Consider the following 16,062-nt stretch of genomic DNA (forward strand, 5'->3'; position numbering starts at 1 on the left):
AAGATGAAGCTTGGTTTCATGATCTATTCGCTCAGCCGGTCGCTTGCAGATGGTACGCTGACAGTCCCCAGCGCTCTGGCGCTCATGAAGGACTGTGGCGTGGAGGGCGTAGACATCACCGACGGGCACGTCACCGGATACACGGCGGCGGAAGTGCGTAAGATGGCGGAGGATGCGGGAATCGCGGTCTCAGCGTGGATCGGCGGGGGCAATCTGACCACCAATGACCCGGAGATCCGCAAAGCATCGCTGGATACCATCCGCGCGCTCATTGACAAGTCTGCGGAAGCGGGCACCCGGAACCTGCTGGTCACAACCGGTGGCTGCGCGCCCGATCAGGACAAGGCCGAGGGCCGGCGCAATGTGGCAGCCGGGCTTGCGGAAGTACTGCCGGTGGCGAAAGCGGCCGGGGTTGTGCTGTCCATCGAGGACTTCGGCAGCCCGGTTGCGCCGTACCAGAACTCGGCCGAATGCATGGAGACCTGCGAGCTTGCCGGCCCGGACCTGATGATGACCTATGATTCCGGCAACATGGTTATGGCCGACGAGGACCCCGTGGAGTTCCTCCTGGCAGTCAAGAGCCGACTGGCCCATGCCCATGCAAAGGATTGGGAATTGCTGCCGCCGGACGCCGAACGCGGGCTCACCTCCCGGGCAGGAAAAAAGTATATCGGCACGGTCGTGGGCGCCGGGGTGCTGGACTACCCGGCGATCATCCGTACGCTCAAGACCCTGAACTACACGGGCTACCTGTCCTTCGAATATGAAGGCACAGGCGACCCGGTGCAGGCTGCACGCGAAGGCACGGCATATCTGCGCGATCTCATGGCAGACTGACTCGCGGCTTGCCAACCGGACAAGGCGCCCCGCGAGGAATCGCGGGGCGCCTGCATTGGGGCCAGTGTCAAGAGTCTGCGTCACGGGGGCGATCGGATTGGCAGGCGATCTGAGGGGGTAAAAGGATGTTTCAGCCCACATTACACTCAGGAAAGGCAACCATGAAACGCAGGCCTCTCGCCGGCTTCACACTCATCGAACTCCTGGTCGTCATCGCGATCATCGCGATCCTGGCAGCCATTCTCTTCCCGGTTTTCGCGCGAGCGCGGGAGAAAGCCCGGCAGAGTTCCTGCCTGTCCAACCTGAAGCAGATCACCCTCTCGCTACTCATGTACGCCGACGACTGGGACGAGACCCTTCCCTACTACCAGCGGCCGTGGGGCTACGCGTGGTACGACGACATCATCCCGTACATGAAGAACCGGCAGATTCTCGTCTGCCCCAGCAAGACCGACTGGAACCCCAGTGCCCCCACCCACAAGACGGGGTACGGTCTCAACGAAACCGTCTTCCCTTCGGGCAATGGCTCGCCGTGGCCGGTCCCGCCGATACCGCTGAGCGCCATCCAGAGCCCATCGGAGACCATCGCAGGAGCCGACAAGAACCAGGGGAATGTGTACATCGTCGGGCTGTCTTTCTCGGGTTCGACTGCCTGGCCGTACAATGTGGACACCCGACACAATGACGGCGCGAACTTTGCCTTCATGGACGGGCATGCCAAGTCCATGAGTAAGGGGGGCACGTGGTCGACGAGCAACACCATGTGGGACCTGTACTGATCGTTATGGGCGGCGGATGCCAAAGGGCCCCCGAGTGATGACCGGGGGCCCTTGCATTGCCACTGTCCAATCGCGCTCAGATTTCGGCCAGGAGTTTCTTCACGTACTCCAGGTCCAGCCGGGTCTGCTCGATGAGTTCCGACGTGGTCATGTCCTTGAAGCTGAAGCTGCCCTGGTATTCGCTGTGGAAGCTGCAGGGCCCGTCGAAGCCTGTCTGCTTGAGAAATCCGAATGCCTGCCTGAAGGGCGTCAGGCCCTCCCACACGGGGACGAGCTTGCCCTGCCAGCGCACATTCCCCTCGGCATCCTTCTCTGGGTAGAGCCCGGCGTTCTTGACGCCCACCATGTTGATCCGGTCACCGAGGAGGTCGAGCCCCTGTTTCCAGCCCGACCGGCCGCCCTCAAGGCCCATGTGGCACAGGTCTGGATATGCGCCGATGACAGTTGCCTCATACGGCTCAATGAGGTTCCAAACCACCGCGGACATGGCACTCAGGAAATCACCGGAGTGCACGTGAATGTTGGCGCTCACCCCGTATTTCATGGCCAGCTTGCTGATGCCCACCAGAGACATGCGCGCTTCCTCGATCTTCTCGCGCATCGTGCCGAACTCGCGCACCTGCCAGTAACCGAGCTTCAGGCGCGGAATCCCGTTGGCGGCCGCCGCACGGAAGATCGGCTCCGCAGTAGGGTCGTCCGCGCTGGTTATGTTTGTGGTGATCATCGGTACGCTCAGGCCCCTGTCGGCGAGGGCGCAGACCGCGGGCTCCAGGTCCTTTTCGACGCTCTCGGGCGAAACGTGGCCACCGTCGCGCACGGTGAGGTCGACGCCTTCGAAGCCGAGGTCCTTGATGATGTCGCCGGCCTCGGCCACCGGGAACTCCTGGAGCATCTTGGAGAACATGATGAGTTGCATCGGAACCTCCGTGAATGAGGGAATCCGGTTCGGGAGCTCGGCTCAGCCGCCCTTCGTGTGCCACTGGTAGCCGATCTCAGGGTCATCCCAGGGCCGGCGGAGTTCATCAGGGCTGGCGTAGACGTAGTGCTCGGTGGGCACGTTGAGGACCAAGGCCATCTCGCTGCCCAGGCAGACCCAGCCGTGCCACACCCCCGGGGGAATCTGGATCAGGGTGCGGTTCAGTTCGCCGATGACGAAGGAGTTGGTTTCGCCGCGGGTCGGCGAGTTCTCGCGGCCGTCCCAGAGAGCGACTTTCACATTGCCCTTCACGCAGCAGAAGGAATCTGTCTGCTTGGCGTGAGCATGCCATGCCTTCACAATGCCCGGATACGTGGCGGAGATGTAGCACTGCCCGAATCCAAGGAAAAGCTCCTCGTCGTTGCGCAGGACCTCCATGAGGTACCCGCGGTCATCGGCGATGAGCTTCAGCGGCTTGGTGCGGACGCCATCAATCATCGTCCGGGTTCCCTCCCGGTAACAAGCGCAACGGGCAATGGCCGGCAACGGATCACGACCAGGTCCCGCAGTCCGGCTCAGTTTCCTGGCATGACCAGGCCGATTGCGTGCTGTTTCATCTGCTCGGCAGCGACCGCCTGCACGGTCTCGGCGCTGAGCCCGGCGATCTGTGCGATTATTGGATCGTCGAGACTGACCTCGCCGGTCACCAGGTACCGGCGATTGAGCGCGGCGGCGGCGACACGCGGCTCATCCATCCCCAGAACACGGAGATTGATTGCCCGCGTCTTCGCCCGGGCGAGTTCCTCGGCGGCCAGGGGTTTCTCGCCAAGCGCTGCCAGTTTGCCCAGGAGAAGCTGGCGCGCGTCCTCGACCGACGTGGGCATAACGCCGACGATGATCGCCAGAGACGGCGTGTGCGATACGAGGACCGGCAGCACACCGGACGGCGCCTTCGGGCCGGAGCCTTCGGACCGTTCCAGGTTCGCGAGGCCTTCGTCCTGGGCCAGCGAACCGCCGGGGCCGGACAGGGCCGCGTTCAGGACAAGCCCGGCCGCGTAGCCTTCCGTCCCCACCGGTGGCAGCGGGATGCCCACCACGAGCACAGCCATGCGCAGCGCGGCGCTCTCCCCCACCTGTACCCGCGTGCGTGGCCGTCCCTGGACCACAGGCGTAGCCGGAGCCACCTTGCGGGACTCGAAACCGCCAAAGGCCGCGGTAGCGAGGTCAATGACGTCGCGCGCCGGAACGGGTCCGACTATGCAGAGACTGGCCAAATTGGGCACGTAGTAGCTGCGGTAGAAAGACTTCACGTCAGCGAGGGTAATCCCCTCGAGGGTCTCACGGGTCCCGAAGACGGGCTGAGTGTGCGGCCCGTCACCAAGGAGCGCGTGCGAGAACAACCGGTAGGCCTCGATGTAGTTTTCCGCGCCCGATTCGGGACCGGTGCCGGAGGGGGAATTGGCCTTCTGCAGCACGATCTCGCGCGCGCTGACCACGTCGTCCTGGGTCCAGTCGGCGGCAAACACTGCCGGAGCCAGGAACTCCAGGAGGGGCTTGAGTTGCGCCGATGTCACCGACGCTGTGAACTCCACGCAGTCTTCCTGGGTCTCCACGCTGAACCCCGCGCCCTGGGTACCCTCCTGACGCAAGCTGGCAAGGCTCTCGGTGGTGTTCATCTGCGCGCGGATCTTCGAAAGGATGATCTGCTGGGTCAGGGCACGCAGACCGGCTTTCTCCGGGGGCACACGTTCCGGGCCGATGTTCAGCGCAAGATGGACGCCGCAGACATCACTGGCGCCCGATTCGAAGACCAGCACATTCATGCCGTTGGGCAGCAATAGCTGATCGGATGACGCGACGGATGCGATCATCATGAAGAGTACTGCCACAGCCGGAGCGAAAGCGGGTTTCATGGGGTCAGGCGGGCCTCCCAGACGGGGCCCGAGGCGGACTTGGGCCGGATGATCACCAGAGAATAGTTATCGAGCCCCAGGTACTGCCTGGCCACTCTCTGGACGTCTTCGGCGGTGACCGATTCGAGAGTGGTGATGTAATCGATTGCGAACCGGTAGCTATCGATGGCCTCGTAGAAGCCCATCGAACTCACCTGGTTCTCGTAGCTGGAATTGTCGAAGGAGTAGCCGGCGCGAACCACGGCCTTCACGCCTGCAAGCTCCTCGGGCGTGAGAAGTGTATTGTGCAGCTTCTCAATCTCCGCAAGGATGATCTCACGGGTCTCAAGCTCCATTTGGGGCTTCGCCACACAGGTGACCAGGAACAGGCCGGGATCGCGTTTGGTGATGAACTCTACTTCGGGAACTGCCCCGATTTCCTCCTGACTGACGAAGGCCTGCATGAGACGGGCTTGCTGACCCTCGATGAGCAAGGCGTAAATCAGGTCCAGTGCGCAGACGTCGGGCTTGTTGGCGATACCCGCCGCGTGCCAGCCGAAGGACACCAGCGTGTTGCGGGTATCGGCTTTCTCCAGACGCGTACGCGTGTCGGTCTGGATCGGCTCCGGATCTGGTTCTCGCAGAGCAATGTTTCCCCGCGGGTACTTGCCGAACAGCTCACGGATCAGATCGAGAGCCGCGGCGGCATCTATGTCTCCCACCACGATGAGGGCAGAGTTGTTGGGGACGAAATGGTTGCGGTGGTAAGCCGCGAGGTCCTCGGCATCGTACGCGGCGATGCCGTCAGGAGTGCCCGAGACCGGCCGCCCATATGGATGCTGGCGAAAGGCAGTCTCCCACATGGTCCGCCACAGCTTTCCCACCGGGCTGCTTTCCACGTCCATCAGGCGCCTGCGCAGGGTCTGAAGCTGATTGGCCCAGATCTCCTCTCTGAAGGAGGGCTCGAAGGTGGCGCGCGCAGTCCGGGCCAGGGCTTCGGGGAAGAAACCAGCGCTCGTGGTGATCCGGACGTGAGTCCCATCCGGAGTGGTGTAGCTGCTGATTCTCCCACCGCGATCTTCGATCCAGTCGGACAGGGAGAGGTCGTCGCCCGGAGCCGGGACGTCGTGGATCATGTGCCGGACCAGATCAGAGAGCCCCTGCTCGCTGTCCGTTTCGTAGAGCGGGCAGGCCTTGATGACGAGACCGGCGGATACCACTCCCCAGTTGCGCTCCGGTTTGATGATCACGCGCAGGCCGTTATCGAGGGCCGTCTCGCTGACGGTCTGCGAGTTGATCACCGGCGCCCCGATCGCGGGAAGAGTGAGCAGCAGCGTGACAGGCAGGAGCATGGAGGGGAATAGCCCAACTGCGGCATAGCGGTAAGCCCCGTGGCGAATGAGCATCCAGTTTCTCCTCACGACACAGGTTCATCGGCCATCGCTGCCCGCGCCTCGTCGCGCAATTCGCGCTTGAGGATCTTCCCCGTCGCCGACTTGGGCAGTTCTGGTCGGAACTCCACGAACCTGGGCACCTTGTAATTGGCCAGGTGAGACTTGCAGTGCTCAATGATCTGAGTCGCGTCAAGCTGCGTGCCCTCTTTGAGGGACACGTAAGCTTTGACGTCCTCTCCGCGAAGTCTGTTCGGGATGCCCACCACCGCGGCCTCGGCCACGGCTTCCAGGCGGTATAGGACATCTTCGACCTCGCGGGAATACACGTTCATGCCACCGACGATGATCATATCCTTCTTGCGATCCACGATTCGCAGGTAACCATCAGCATCCACCGTGGCCACGTCGCCGGTGAGCAGCCATCCGTCGCGGATTGTTTCCGCAGTGCGCTCCGGGTCGCGCCAGTAGCCCTTCATCACGTTGCGCCCGCGCACGCACAGTTCGCCGGGCACCCCCACCGGGGCGATGTTGAAGTCGTCGTCCCGGATGGTGACCTCGATTTCCGGCAGTGGTGGCCCGATGGTGCCGATCCTGCGCGTCCCATCAGTGCGGTTCACGCTGACCACCGGGGAGGCTTCGGTGGGGCCGTAGCCCTCTATCATATATACTCCGAAGCGCCGCTCGAATCCCTTGAGCACCTCATCGGGCATTGCCGCGCCGCCGGAGACGCCGATGCGCAGACAGGAGAGGTCGAAGTCGCGGTCGGTCTTCATCCCCAGCATCACCGCGTACATGCTGGGAACTCCCGCGAACACGGTGCAGCGGCGGCTTTCGAGAGTCTCAAGTACTGACAGCGGCGCGAATTTCGGGATCAAGACCGTATGTGCGCCGAGGCTCAACGGCAGAACCATGCAGACTGTCGCGCCGAAGGAGTGGAACAACGGCAGGACAGTGCCGAACACATCATTCTCGTTCACATCAATGGCCACGGCGCATGAGGCTGCGTCGAACACAAGGTTGTCGTGGGTGAGCATGGCGCCTTTGGGCTGGCCCGTGGTTCCGGATGTGTAGATGAGAACCGCCACATCATCCGGACGCGCATCATGGACCGGCGGCGCGCTCTGGGGTGGCTTGAGAAGGCCCTCGAAGCTAACCACGTCGTCGAGCCGGCTCGGGCCGCTGATGATGAGCCGTTTGAGACAGGACACATTCGTGCGGATCGCAGCCATCACCGGCTCCAGCAGGTTCAGACCGATGAGGGTCTCCGCCTCCGCGTTCGCCACGATGTAGGCCAACTCTTCAGGCCCCTGGAGACAGTGGAGCGGAACGACAGTCGCCCCAAGCTGCAGGGCGGCGAAGTATGAAATGATGAATTGGGGACAGTTGGGGAACAGAATAGCAACGCGCTGATCCGGCCCGACCCCCAGCTCTGCGAGAGATGCCGCGCACGCTCCGACTGCCCGGGAGAGATCAGCATAGGTGAGTGTCTTGTCCTCGAAACTGACCGCAGGACGTTCAGGGAACCGCGCCGCAGCGGACAGGAAGGTGGCAGTCAAGCTGGCAGGTGGGCATAGGGACATAGCGCAACCTCGGACGCAGGCCCCGCGGGGAAACGCGCCGGACAGCCTGCTCGGTTGGAGCACGGCGGAAGCGTGTTGGCGGACAGGATACACCCTGACTCCGAGCCCGTCAAGGAAGCGCGGCCGTTGGGCAGGACCGTCGGTTTTGCGGAATGCGTGCCGGCCTCGTACGTGGCCAGCGTTCGCTGCCTGCGGTGTTGGGGCCGTGCCGTGTGCTATCAGGCTCCGTCAGGAGCTGTCCGCCTGTAGCCCCCGTCGGAAAGGAATCCGGGGGCTTCCGCTCCCGTCTACAGGCTGCCGCCCGCGCCGCGGGCTGTGGGGCAAGGGCTCACGGCGAACGGCGCCCTGAACGGGTATCCGGCCCCAGCCGGCACACATCCAGCAGAATCGATGCTCGTGAAGCGCCTTCGGCCTGGCTCTTCAGCCCATGTGCGCCCCACCATTGATGTCCAAGATGTTCCCGGTCATATGGGTGCAAAGGTCAGATGCGAGATAGACGCAGGCGCGCCCGATGTCCTCCACAGTGCCCAATCCCAGCGGAATCTCCGAAGACAACTGGGCGATGCGCTTGTCCCCCACTGTCTCATGCAACAACTCCGTCTCCACGATCCCCGGCGCAACCGCGTTGACGATAATCCCGTACTTTGCCACGTCCCGGGCCAGGGTCATGGTGAAAGCATTGATCCCTCCCTTGCTCGCGGCATAGTGGACGTGGCCGTATAATGCGCCTCGCCGGGACACAATGGAAGTCATGTTGATGATGCGCCCGCCGCCAAGGTCACGCATGATCGGCACCGCGGCCCGGCAGCACAGGAAAGTGGATTTCAGGTTTGTGTCGATGATGAAGTCCCAGTCTTCTTCAGTCATCTCCAGAATCGTCTTCGGCTGGGATGTACCCGCATTATTGACCAGCACGTCGAGGGAGCCATATTCGGAGCAGACGGCGTCGAACAGACGGGACACATCATCGGCACGGGAGACGTCGGCCTGGAGGACGAGACATGACACCCCGAACTCCCGGACCTGGCTTGCGACCGATTCTGCCTGTTCCGCCGAACTGCGGTGGCAGATGGCGATCGAAGCTCCCTCGCGGGCCATCTCCACGGCGATTCCGCGGCCAATTCCCCGTGACGCGCCGGTGATCAGCGCCACTTTGTCTTTGAGAAGCATGATCATCTCCTGCCCTTCCGATAGACGAGAACTGCGATAGACTGCGGGGGTAGGGAGTTGCCCGGTTCGAACCCTGAGAAAGGCGTGGCACCCTCCTCAAACACCCAGCCTTCATGGACTCTGGGCGCGAATTGTACCGGCTCCCCCGTGTCGTTCCAGCCCACGACCGCCAGGCCGTCGGTGCTCTCGAACCCCTTCACACGGAGGAGGTCGGTGCCCGGCTCGCAGCTGTCCTGGTCGGTGAAGCGCCCGTTCATGAGAAGCTCGGGCCAGCGCTCCCGCAGGGCAATAAGACGCCGCATATACTCGCCGTAGGCGGGGGCATCGCGCAGGTCTCCACGGCAGCGCCAGATCTCCACATCGAAGATCCAGCCATGGGTAAATGCCCAGTGCATCCGGCGCTCGTGATCGCGCTCGTCGCGGATCTCACGGGTGCTCAGGATGATCTCGGGGAAGGTGTAAAGGAACAGCTCCGGCAGCGCCTGCGGCCCTGGAGACATGCCGTAAGTGCAAGTGTGAACGTAGTCCGCGTGGCGCACCAGGCAGTCGGAGACCAGTTCAGTCCCGAAGGCCAGGCCGGGCCGCGGATCGACCACCCGCCGGCGCATCTCCTTCATGTTCCGGTCCTTGCCCGGCCCTTGGGCAAATGCCGGGCCCGGATGCGGGTGGGATTTGTCGAAACACAGGTACGGGACATGTCCGCCCATCTGATCGAAGAAGATGGAATCCGCGCCCAGGTCGGCCATGCGCAGACCGATCTCGATGAGCTTCTCGCGCCACTCATCCGTTGACTGGCACGCGGCCGCGAACGACTTGGCGCCGAAGTTCCGCAGATAGGTCCCGTCGCCCGAGAACTTGTAGTGCTCCCGGTACTCGCTTCCCTGGGAAGTCTTCAGCGAAATGCGCTGCCCCACGCTCTTGTAGAAGTCCGTGTCCACGTCGATGATGTGTCCGTTGGCGTAGAGCAAGATCCGGCCGCCGCGTCTGCGCACCTCGGCGATGGCGTCGCGCAGGGCTTGTTCGCCCCCTAGCTCCTCGTCGGCGAGGTACTCCGGGTAACCGTTGTCATGTCCGCCCCGGAACCAGCCGAAGACCAGCAGAGCGTCGATTCCATACTTCCGCCCTGCTTCGAAGCAGTCAACGAGGTCCGCGTACCGATAGAAAATCTCGCCATACTGGTGCTTCATGATGATCCGTTGCCAGCCGTGCATGCGGTTGACCCAGTCCGGCCGGGCGGGCTGCGACCACCAGACCTTGTCCACCCAGGAACGGTAGAAACGGGCGTCCGTGTGCCAGTCGCCGCGATGCAGGCGGACTACGGAGAGCGGAGCATCCCAGCGCCCGGATTCGGTAAAGGGGTATCGTGCGATTCCGGCGGACATCTTGCCGGTGGGGGTGTCCAGCACCTGCAGGAGACCCGTCGTCTGGAACGACGCGTCCAGTGAGAAGATGGACATCGATGCCCGCTGACCGTAAATGCCGAACCAGGGCATGCTCATGGGCCCGCCCGGATAGAAGCCGCAGTCAAGGATGTGAACCTGATCGGGGGCCATGTATCCGGTATGCAGGGAAGCCAGGTGCGCCTTCGGGTTGGGTATCCGCCTGCCGAAACCTTCCGGGCGAATGAGAAGATCGCGGGACGGGTCATCAGACAGGCCTGTGAACAGCCCGATGAGCGGGAACCAGAACTCCTCCACCGTGATGCTGCCGGGGTTGTCCAGCGAGGCGCGGCATTCCAGGCAGTCGCCGATGATGCGGAACGTCAGCTGAACCGCGAGGGGTACGGGTGCGCCGCCCAGCGAAACGCCATCGTAGACGGCGGCGAGCATATCTTCTTGCTTCTCAACGCGCGCGGCAAGAATCGGGTAATCTGCGGCCGCTTCGTGCCGGTTGCCCTTGCCCGCGATGATGCGGAACAGGCCGCGGTCGCCGCTAATCAGCGCCTCCTCGCCGGGGAATCCGAGTTCGAAACGGGCCCCGTCTTCGCTGACCGCGAACCGGATGTGGCTACTTTGTATCTCGAGCATCGTCCAATCACCTCGCCGGGTAGGTTCGTCCCCGGGGGAAGGCAATCCTGCGCGCAAGGCGAAATGACGGATGCAAACCGATGCTGCGAACCTGCGCCGCGCACCGAAAGGGGATCAGGCCCTTGTCTGACCAACCCACTCTCCGAGAGCGCATTCTGAGTGGCCCCACACTCTACGGGCCATCATTGACGTCTGCATCGCCGGCCGCCGTGGAGATAGCGGCGCTGGCGGGTTGCGATTTCGTCTGGCTTGAGGTGGAACACTCTTCGCTGGACGTCATGCAGCTGGAGCACCTGTGCCGGGCGGCCGAACTCCACGGAATCCTTTCACTGGCCCGCACGGCGGACCCCAGCCGCCCCTGGATTCTTCGCCCCCTGGAGGCAGGGGCGAAGATCGTCCTCGTGCCCCAGGTCCATACGGTTGAGCAGGCAGCGGCGGTGGCTGAGTGGGCCAAGTTCCCACCTCTGGGCAAGCGCGGGTACAATACGGGCAGTCGCGGCCTGGGTTACGGCGCCATGGCGACCACTCCCAATGAGATCCTGGACAAGGCCAATCGTGAGACGGTGTTGCTGGTCCAGATCGAGTCCCAGGAGGCACTGGACAACGTGGAGGGCATCGCGGCGATTGAAGGAGTGGATGGGCTGTTCTACGGGCCGGGTGACATGTCGCTGGACAAGGGCATTCCCTCAGACTGGGACAATGAAGAGCTTCTCGCGGCTGGAGAACACATCATCCGGACCGCCCGAGCCAACAGGAAGATATCCTCGAGCACCTGCCCCACCATGAACATGGCTGCCCGATGGAAGCAGGCAGGCGCGAACATGCTGGTCGTAGGTGGCGAACTGGGCCTGCTGCGGAAGGCTTTCATGGATCGCGTGGCCGAAGTCCGCGCACTGTAGGCTGCTCGACACGGACGAGAGAGCCCGCCTTCCCAGACCGAAGGCGGGCTCCTATGTGTGTCCGATCGGGTTGAATGCGTCAGTCGAACAGGCTGACGATTGCGCTGACGACCCAGAACGAGTCACGGAGGGTGCGCCAGAGGTCTCCACGTGCCGGTGCGCGCGGCGGGACATAGAAAATGTCGCCGGGCTTCACCTTGACCGGGTCCGGCACCTTCCCCTGCCGCAGTTTGGCGAGGTTGATCTCGGTGTGTTCCGTGGTCCCGTCGGGACGCTTCCGGATCATGATCACGCGCTGTTGAGCGCCCGGCGCGAGGGCAGCGCGGCTGACAATGTCCATGATGCCCCATTCCGGGTCCAGCGGATACGGCCCCGGACGCCCCACGGCGCCCAGCACGTAGATCTCGTCCATTGCCGGCACAACCACCACATCGCCGGGCTGCAGGTCCATGGTCTGATCCAGCGCACCCTCGTCCTGCAGGAGCCTCAGGTCCCTGTAGATCGGCTCCTGATCCGGGCGGTACACGGTCACGCGGGTCAGATCGGCAGTGGCGAGGGGCTGCATGAGCGTGACCACTCGCAGCAGGTCGCGGTTGGCCTTCTCGCGGATATTCACGGCGCCATTGCGCTGCAGGGCACCGAGGACCATGATGTTATTGACATCGTCCGTCGGCACATAAACCAGATCGCCGGGCTGGAGTTCGAGGTTCTGGGTCATGTCGCCCTCTTCGACAAGGGCGCGGTAATTGCGGACGATGGCTTCCCCGTCACGATAGATGGTTACGCGGTCCAGGCCGCCTTCGGGATTGGGTGAGGCCAGAGGCAGCAAGCGTACCAGGTCGCGCTCCTTCGCTCCGTGGATGCTGATCGCGCCGGGCCTCGCCACCTCGCCCGCGAACACCACCGTTTCGGTCGCCATGGGCACGTGTACGATATCCCCCGGCTCGAGCATCATGTTCTGCGACGTGTCGCCCTCTTCCTCGAGCCGCGTGAGGTCGCGGACGATTCTCTCGCCCTTGCGGTAGACGCTGACCCGCGACAGATCGGCGGTGGGCCGATTCGGCCCCGCGAAGGTGACCGTAGCGAACAGGTCATTGCTGCGCCCGACTTCCTGGGGCACAACGCCGGAGCGCATGACCTGGCCGGTGATGATGATGCTCCCCGTGCCAAGCTGGGGCACGAGCACCCGGTCGCCGTCTTCGAGAAGCAGTGTCTGGCTGGTGTCGCCCTGGTCGAAGTAAGCGCGCAGGTTTCGCACGATCACCTCATCGCCCCGATGGACGGTGACATTGGTCAGATCGGCCATGGGGTCCCAGCCCGCAGCGGTCACTACCCGGGCGAGATCGCGCTGCTCTTCGGTCACCAATTCGATGGTCCCGCGACGCTGGACGGCGCCGGTGATGAGGACGCTCACGGTGTCCAGGCCCGGGACGAGAATGCGGTCGCCGGGCAGGACCTCGGCATCCACCGGCACCGGCACACCTTCCTCCACTAGACCCTTCAGGTTGTACACGAACTGCTCGTCACCCCGGAACACTGTGACTCGCTTCAGGTCCGCATTGGGCAGCGGGCCGGATGCCAGCAAGGTATCCACCAGCCTGCGGTTCTCGGGGTCGGAGACCCGCACCTGCCCCGCTCGTTGGACCGCGCCAGTGATGAGCGCCGTCCCGCGGTCGATGGGGATGACCACGAGGTCGCCGTCTTCCAGCTGGAGGGTCTGCGAGGTGTCGCCCTCGTACAGGTACGCCTGAACGTCGCGGGTGATCTTCTCACCGCCGCGATGCACCGTCACCCGGCGCAGGTCGGCGAAAGGAGCCGGTCCGGATGCGGCGATGAGCCGGGCAAGGTCCCGGGTATCCTCGTCGCCAAGGGCAAGGACGCCGGTGCGTCCTGCGGCGCCGGCCAGGAGAATACTGTCCTCGTATGCCGGGACCTTGATGATATCGCCGTCCTCCAGCAGGAAGCTCTGGGACAGGTCGCCGGTCTCGTATAGTTTTTTCAGGTCACGCTTGATCTGCTGTTCGCCCCGGAAGATAGTGACCCTGGACAGATCGGCGTTGGGCATCGGCCCGGCGAGAGTGACCACGCGCAGGAGATCGCGCTGTTTGTCATCGAAGAGCTGGATGCTGCCGGATCGGGCGACCGCGCCCATGACAAGGACGGTATGCTCAACGCGCGGCACCACCACCACGTCGCCATCCTCAAGCTGCAGTGAGTAGGCTTCCAGCCCGGTTTCGATGAAGGCCTTGATGTCGCGCTCCGTGGTATTGCCGCCGCGATGGACCTTGACGCGGGTGAGGTCGGCGTTGGGCAGCGGCCCGGCAAGGGTAACCAGGCGGGCCAGGTCACTCCGCGGGTCATCCGCAACGGTGAGCAGCCCCGCCTGGGCCACCGCACCGGTGATCAGAATATTGCGCAGCTCGCGGGCGGGGACCGTGATGATGTCTCCGGGCTCGACATACATGGACTGGGTGCGGTCGCCGTCTTGGATCATCGCCAGCAGGTTGCGGACGATCTTGTTCTGCCCGCGGTGGACGGTAACGTGTTCGAGATCGGCCTGGGGCAGAGGTCCGGCGGCCAAGATCAGGCTCGCGAGGTCGCGGTCAAGCGTTGGCACAAGCCTCAGCACTCCGCCTCGGCTCAGCGCACCAGTGAGCATGATGCTGTCTTCGACCACGGGGACGCGGATCATGTCCCCGTCTTCCAGGGCGAGAGTGGCCTGGCGATTGCCTTCCTCGATGTACGGTTTCACATTGACCAGAATCTGTTTGCCACCACGGCTAACCATGACCCGGGTCAAGTCGGCATAGGGCAGCGGACCAGACATGAGGATCAGGCGGCCAAGATCGCGCCAGTCATCATCCACGAGGCGCACGATCCCGCCGCGCTCTACGGCGCCTGACAGAACCACGTTCTCGTCGATCTCCGGCACAACAATGACATCCCCGTCTTCCACAGGGATGCTGTTTTCCATGCGGCCTTCGTCCACCGCGGCCTGCAGATCGCGGATGATGGTCTCGCCATTGCGGTGGATGGTGACGCGTCTGAGATTGGAGCCCGTGCCCGGTCCGGAGACGGTGACGATGCGCAGAAGGTCGTGGTCTTCGTCCCGCGCGATCTGGAGCACTCCCTGGCGGGATACTGCGCCGGTCACAAGCACGCTGTCAACCTCCCGTGCGGGCACCATAACCATGTCGCCGGGTTGGAGGTCGAGATTCTGAGACAGGTCGCCTTCGTCCATGAGCGCCTGCAGATTGCGGACTATGGTCTCCTTGCCGCGATAGACGGTGACCCGGGTGAGGTCACTCATGGGGCCCGGGCCGGCGGTTGTGATGATGCGCAGCAGGTCGCGCTCGGTCACCCCGCGCAGGTTGAAAGTCCCGGTTCGCCCCAGCGCTCCCATGACCAGCAGCGTCTGGGAGACCCCTTCGGGAATCACCAGCACGTCACCGGGCAGCAGCGAGGATTCATCGGGGGCCTGACCAGCTTCGATGAACCGCTGCAGGTCTACACTGATGCTCTTGCCGGCCCGGATGATCTCCGCGCGGCTCAGATCCGCGGTGGCAGTGGGGCCGCCGGCGGCTGCCAGGCCCTGCAGGACGGGGATGGGGCTCCCCATGCGGAAGACTTGAGGGGTGTTGACCTGTCCGACCACCGAAATGCTGCCGGCCTCGTGCACCACCAGTACATCCCCGCCGCGGAGCACATGGTTCTGGCTGGTACTGCCGCCCTTGAGCAGCGCGTTCAGGTCGATCTCAAGCGGGTCGGAATCGGCACGCAGGAGGATGGCGCGGGAGCGGTCGGCAATGGGAGAGAAGCCCTGGGACATGCGCAGGGCGTCAAGCACCCGCACTTCGCGGTCCACGGGGAGCAGGAGACTGCCGGGGGCCTGAACCTCCCCGAGGATCATGACTTCCTCGCGCACCCGAGGAACATAGACGGTGTCGCCATATTCCAGGCGATGTTCGTGCCCAAGACCGCCTTCACCTCGAAGGCCGCTGCAATCTACTTCGATGGGCTTACCGCCCGGGTGTGTGAGGCGCACCCGGCGCAAGTCAGCGTACGGGCCGGGACCGGCGGCGGCCACGGCGTCGGTGAGCGTGGAGCCAAAGGGCAAGGTGACCGCCCCGTTGCGGGACAGTTCGCCGGACACGTACACCTTGCGGATGGAATTGATCTCGTCCACGGTCACCTTGACCGACGGTTTTCGTACGAGCGTGCTGAGACGTTTGACCAAGAACGCCTCGGCTTCGCGCAGGGTCATCCCGCGCAAGCCGACCTGGCCGAGGAGGGGCATGGGGATGGATCCACCGGGGCCAATGCGCGCGGCGGTGGAGAGCGTGGGCTCGTTGAAGACCACTATCTGCACCACATCGCCGGCGCTGAGCCGATAGTCGGTATCCACGGAAAAGCGGGGCGTGAGGGAGCGCACCGGCCCGGCCCCCGCTGTCCGGGACTTTGCTGAGGAGGCAGCCTGCGCGAGCGCTGTATCGCGGGAGGCCTGGTCGTCTTTGAGACTTGCCGCACAGGCGGTTCCAGCGCTGCAAGATACCAGGAGGGCGACGAGA

Annotated in this window: 11 protein-coding genes; 3 read left to right on the forward strand and 8 right to left on the reverse strand. The window is 63.8% G+C overall.

Going from position 1 to position 16,062, the window contains the following annotated elements; translation table 11 throughout:
* Positions 1-3: 3 nt before the first annotated feature.
* Positions 4-837 carry a sugar phosphate isomerase/epimerase gene (locus tag HPY44_09995; GenBank protein ID NSW56337.1) on the forward strand — a complete coding sequence of 278 codons (834 nt, stop codon included), beginning with the start codon at positions 4-6 and terminating at the stop codon, positions 835-837.
* A 161-nt stretch (positions 838-998) separates the two neighbouring features.
* On the forward strand, positions 999-1,616 hold the full coding sequence (locus HPY44_10000) for a DUF1559 domain-containing protein (protein ID NSW56338.1): 618 nt from the start codon (positions 999-1,001) through the stop codon (positions 1,614-1,616).
* Between the two features lie 76 nt (positions 1,617-1,692).
* Here the strand turns inward: HPY44_10000 and HPY44_10005 are convergent, their stop codons facing one another.
* From HPY44_10005 to HPY44_10035, 7 genes are all read right to left on the reverse strand, one after another.
* Positions 1,693-2,532: a sugar phosphate isomerase/epimerase gene (locus HPY44_10005; protein ID NSW56339.1), complete on the reverse strand. Its 840-nt coding sequence runs from the start codon at positions 2,530-2,532 to the stop codon at positions 1,693-1,695.
* Positions 2,533-2,574: 42 nt separating this feature from the next.
* Entirely contained in the window at positions 2,575-3,030 is a 456-nt protein-coding gene (locus HPY44_10010) for a dTDP-4-dehydrorhamnose 3,5-epimerase family protein (GenBank protein NSW56340.1), read from the reverse strand.
* Between the two features lie 77 nt (positions 3,031-3,107).
* Positions 3,108-4,445 carry an insulinase family protein gene (locus HPY44_10015; GenBank protein ID NSW56341.1) on the reverse strand — a complete coding sequence of 446 codons (1,338 nt, stop codon included), beginning with the start codon at positions 4,443-4,445 and terminating at the stop codon, positions 3,108-3,110.
* The gene (locus HPY44_10020; GenBank protein NSW56342.1) at positions 4,442-5,830 is read right to left on the reverse strand and encodes an insulinase family protein; all 1,389 of its coding nucleotides are present in this window, start codon (positions 5,828-5,830) and stop codon (positions 4,442-4,444) included. The genes HPY44_10015 and HPY44_10020 overlap by 4 nt, the downstream gene beginning before the upstream one ends.
* Before the next feature lie 11 nt (positions 5,831-5,841).
* On the reverse strand, positions 5,842-7,398 hold the full coding sequence (locus tag HPY44_10025) for a long-chain fatty acid--CoA ligase (GenBank protein ID NSW56343.1): 1,557 nt from the start codon (positions 7,396-7,398) through the stop codon (positions 5,842-5,844).
* 420 nt (positions 7,399-7,818) lie between these two features.
* Positions 7,819-8,574 (reverse strand): 3-oxoacyl-ACP reductase FabG, encoded by a 756-nt coding sequence (locus HPY44_10030; GenBank protein ID NSW56344.1) that lies wholly within the window; start codon positions 8,572-8,574, stop codon positions 7,819-7,821.
* The gene (locus HPY44_10035) at positions 8,571-10,595 is read right to left on the reverse strand and encodes a hypothetical protein (protein ID NSW56345.1); all 2,025 of its coding nucleotides are present in this window, start codon (positions 10,593-10,595) and stop codon (positions 8,571-8,573) included. The genes HPY44_10030 and HPY44_10035 overlap by 4 nt, the downstream gene beginning before the upstream one ends.
* A gap of 122 nt (positions 10,596-10,717) precedes the next feature.
* Here HPY44_10035 and HPY44_10040 point away from each other — a divergent pair, with 122 nt between their 5' ends.
* Positions 10,718-11,494 (forward strand): hypothetical protein, encoded by a 777-nt coding sequence (locus tag HPY44_10040; GenBank protein NSW56346.1) that lies wholly within the window; start codon positions 10,718-10,720, stop codon positions 11,492-11,494.
* Positions 11,495-11,573: 79 nt separating this feature from the next.
* On the opposite strand, the gene HPY44_10045 is transcribed toward HPY44_10040, so the two are convergent.
* The gene (locus HPY44_10045; protein ID NSW56347.1) at positions 11,574-15,926 is read right to left on the reverse strand and encodes an SLBB domain-containing protein; all 4,353 of its coding nucleotides are present in this window, start codon (positions 15,924-15,926) and stop codon (positions 11,574-11,576) included.
* Positions 15,927-16,062: the final 136 nt, after the last annotated feature.

The organism is Armatimonadota bacterium (assembly GCA_013314775.1).
Lineage (GTDB): Bacteria > Armatimonadota > Zipacnadia > Zipacnadales > JABUFB01 > JABUFB01.

Coding starts and splice junctions, on each gene's coding strand:
- HPY44_10015 (NSW56341.1), bottom strand. CDS start 4,445: ATGAAACCCGCTTTCGCTCCGGCTGTGGCAGTACTCTTCATGATGATC.
- HPY44_10010 (NSW56340.1), bottom strand. CDS start 3,030: ATGATTGATGGCGTCCGCACCAAGCCGCTGAAGCTCATCGCCGATGAC.
- HPY44_10020 (NSW56342.1), bottom strand. CDS start 5,830: ATGCTCATTCGCCACGGGGCTTACCGCTATGCCGCAGTTGGGCTATTC.
- HPY44_10035 (NSW56345.1), bottom strand. CDS start 10,595: ATGCTCGAGATACAAAGTAGCCACATCCGGTTCGCGGTCAGCGAAGAC.
- HPY44_10030 (NSW56344.1), bottom strand. CDS start 8,574: ATGATCATGCTTCTCAAAGACAAAGTGGCGCTGATCACCGGCGCGTCA.
- HPY44_09995 (NSW56337.1), top strand. CDS start 4: ATGAAGCTTGGTTTCATGATCTATTCGCTCAGCCGGTCGCTTGCAGAT.
- HPY44_10005 (NSW56339.1), bottom strand. CDS start 2,532: ATGCAACTCATCATGTTCTCCAAGATGCTCCAGGAGTTCCCGGTGGCC.
- HPY44_10025 (NSW56343.1), bottom strand. CDS start 7,398: ATGTCCCTATGCCCACCTGCCAGCTTGACTGCCACCTTCCTGTCCGCT.
- HPY44_10000 (NSW56338.1), top strand. CDS start 999: ATGAAACGCAGGCCTCTCGCCGGCTTCACACTCATCGAACTCCTGGTC.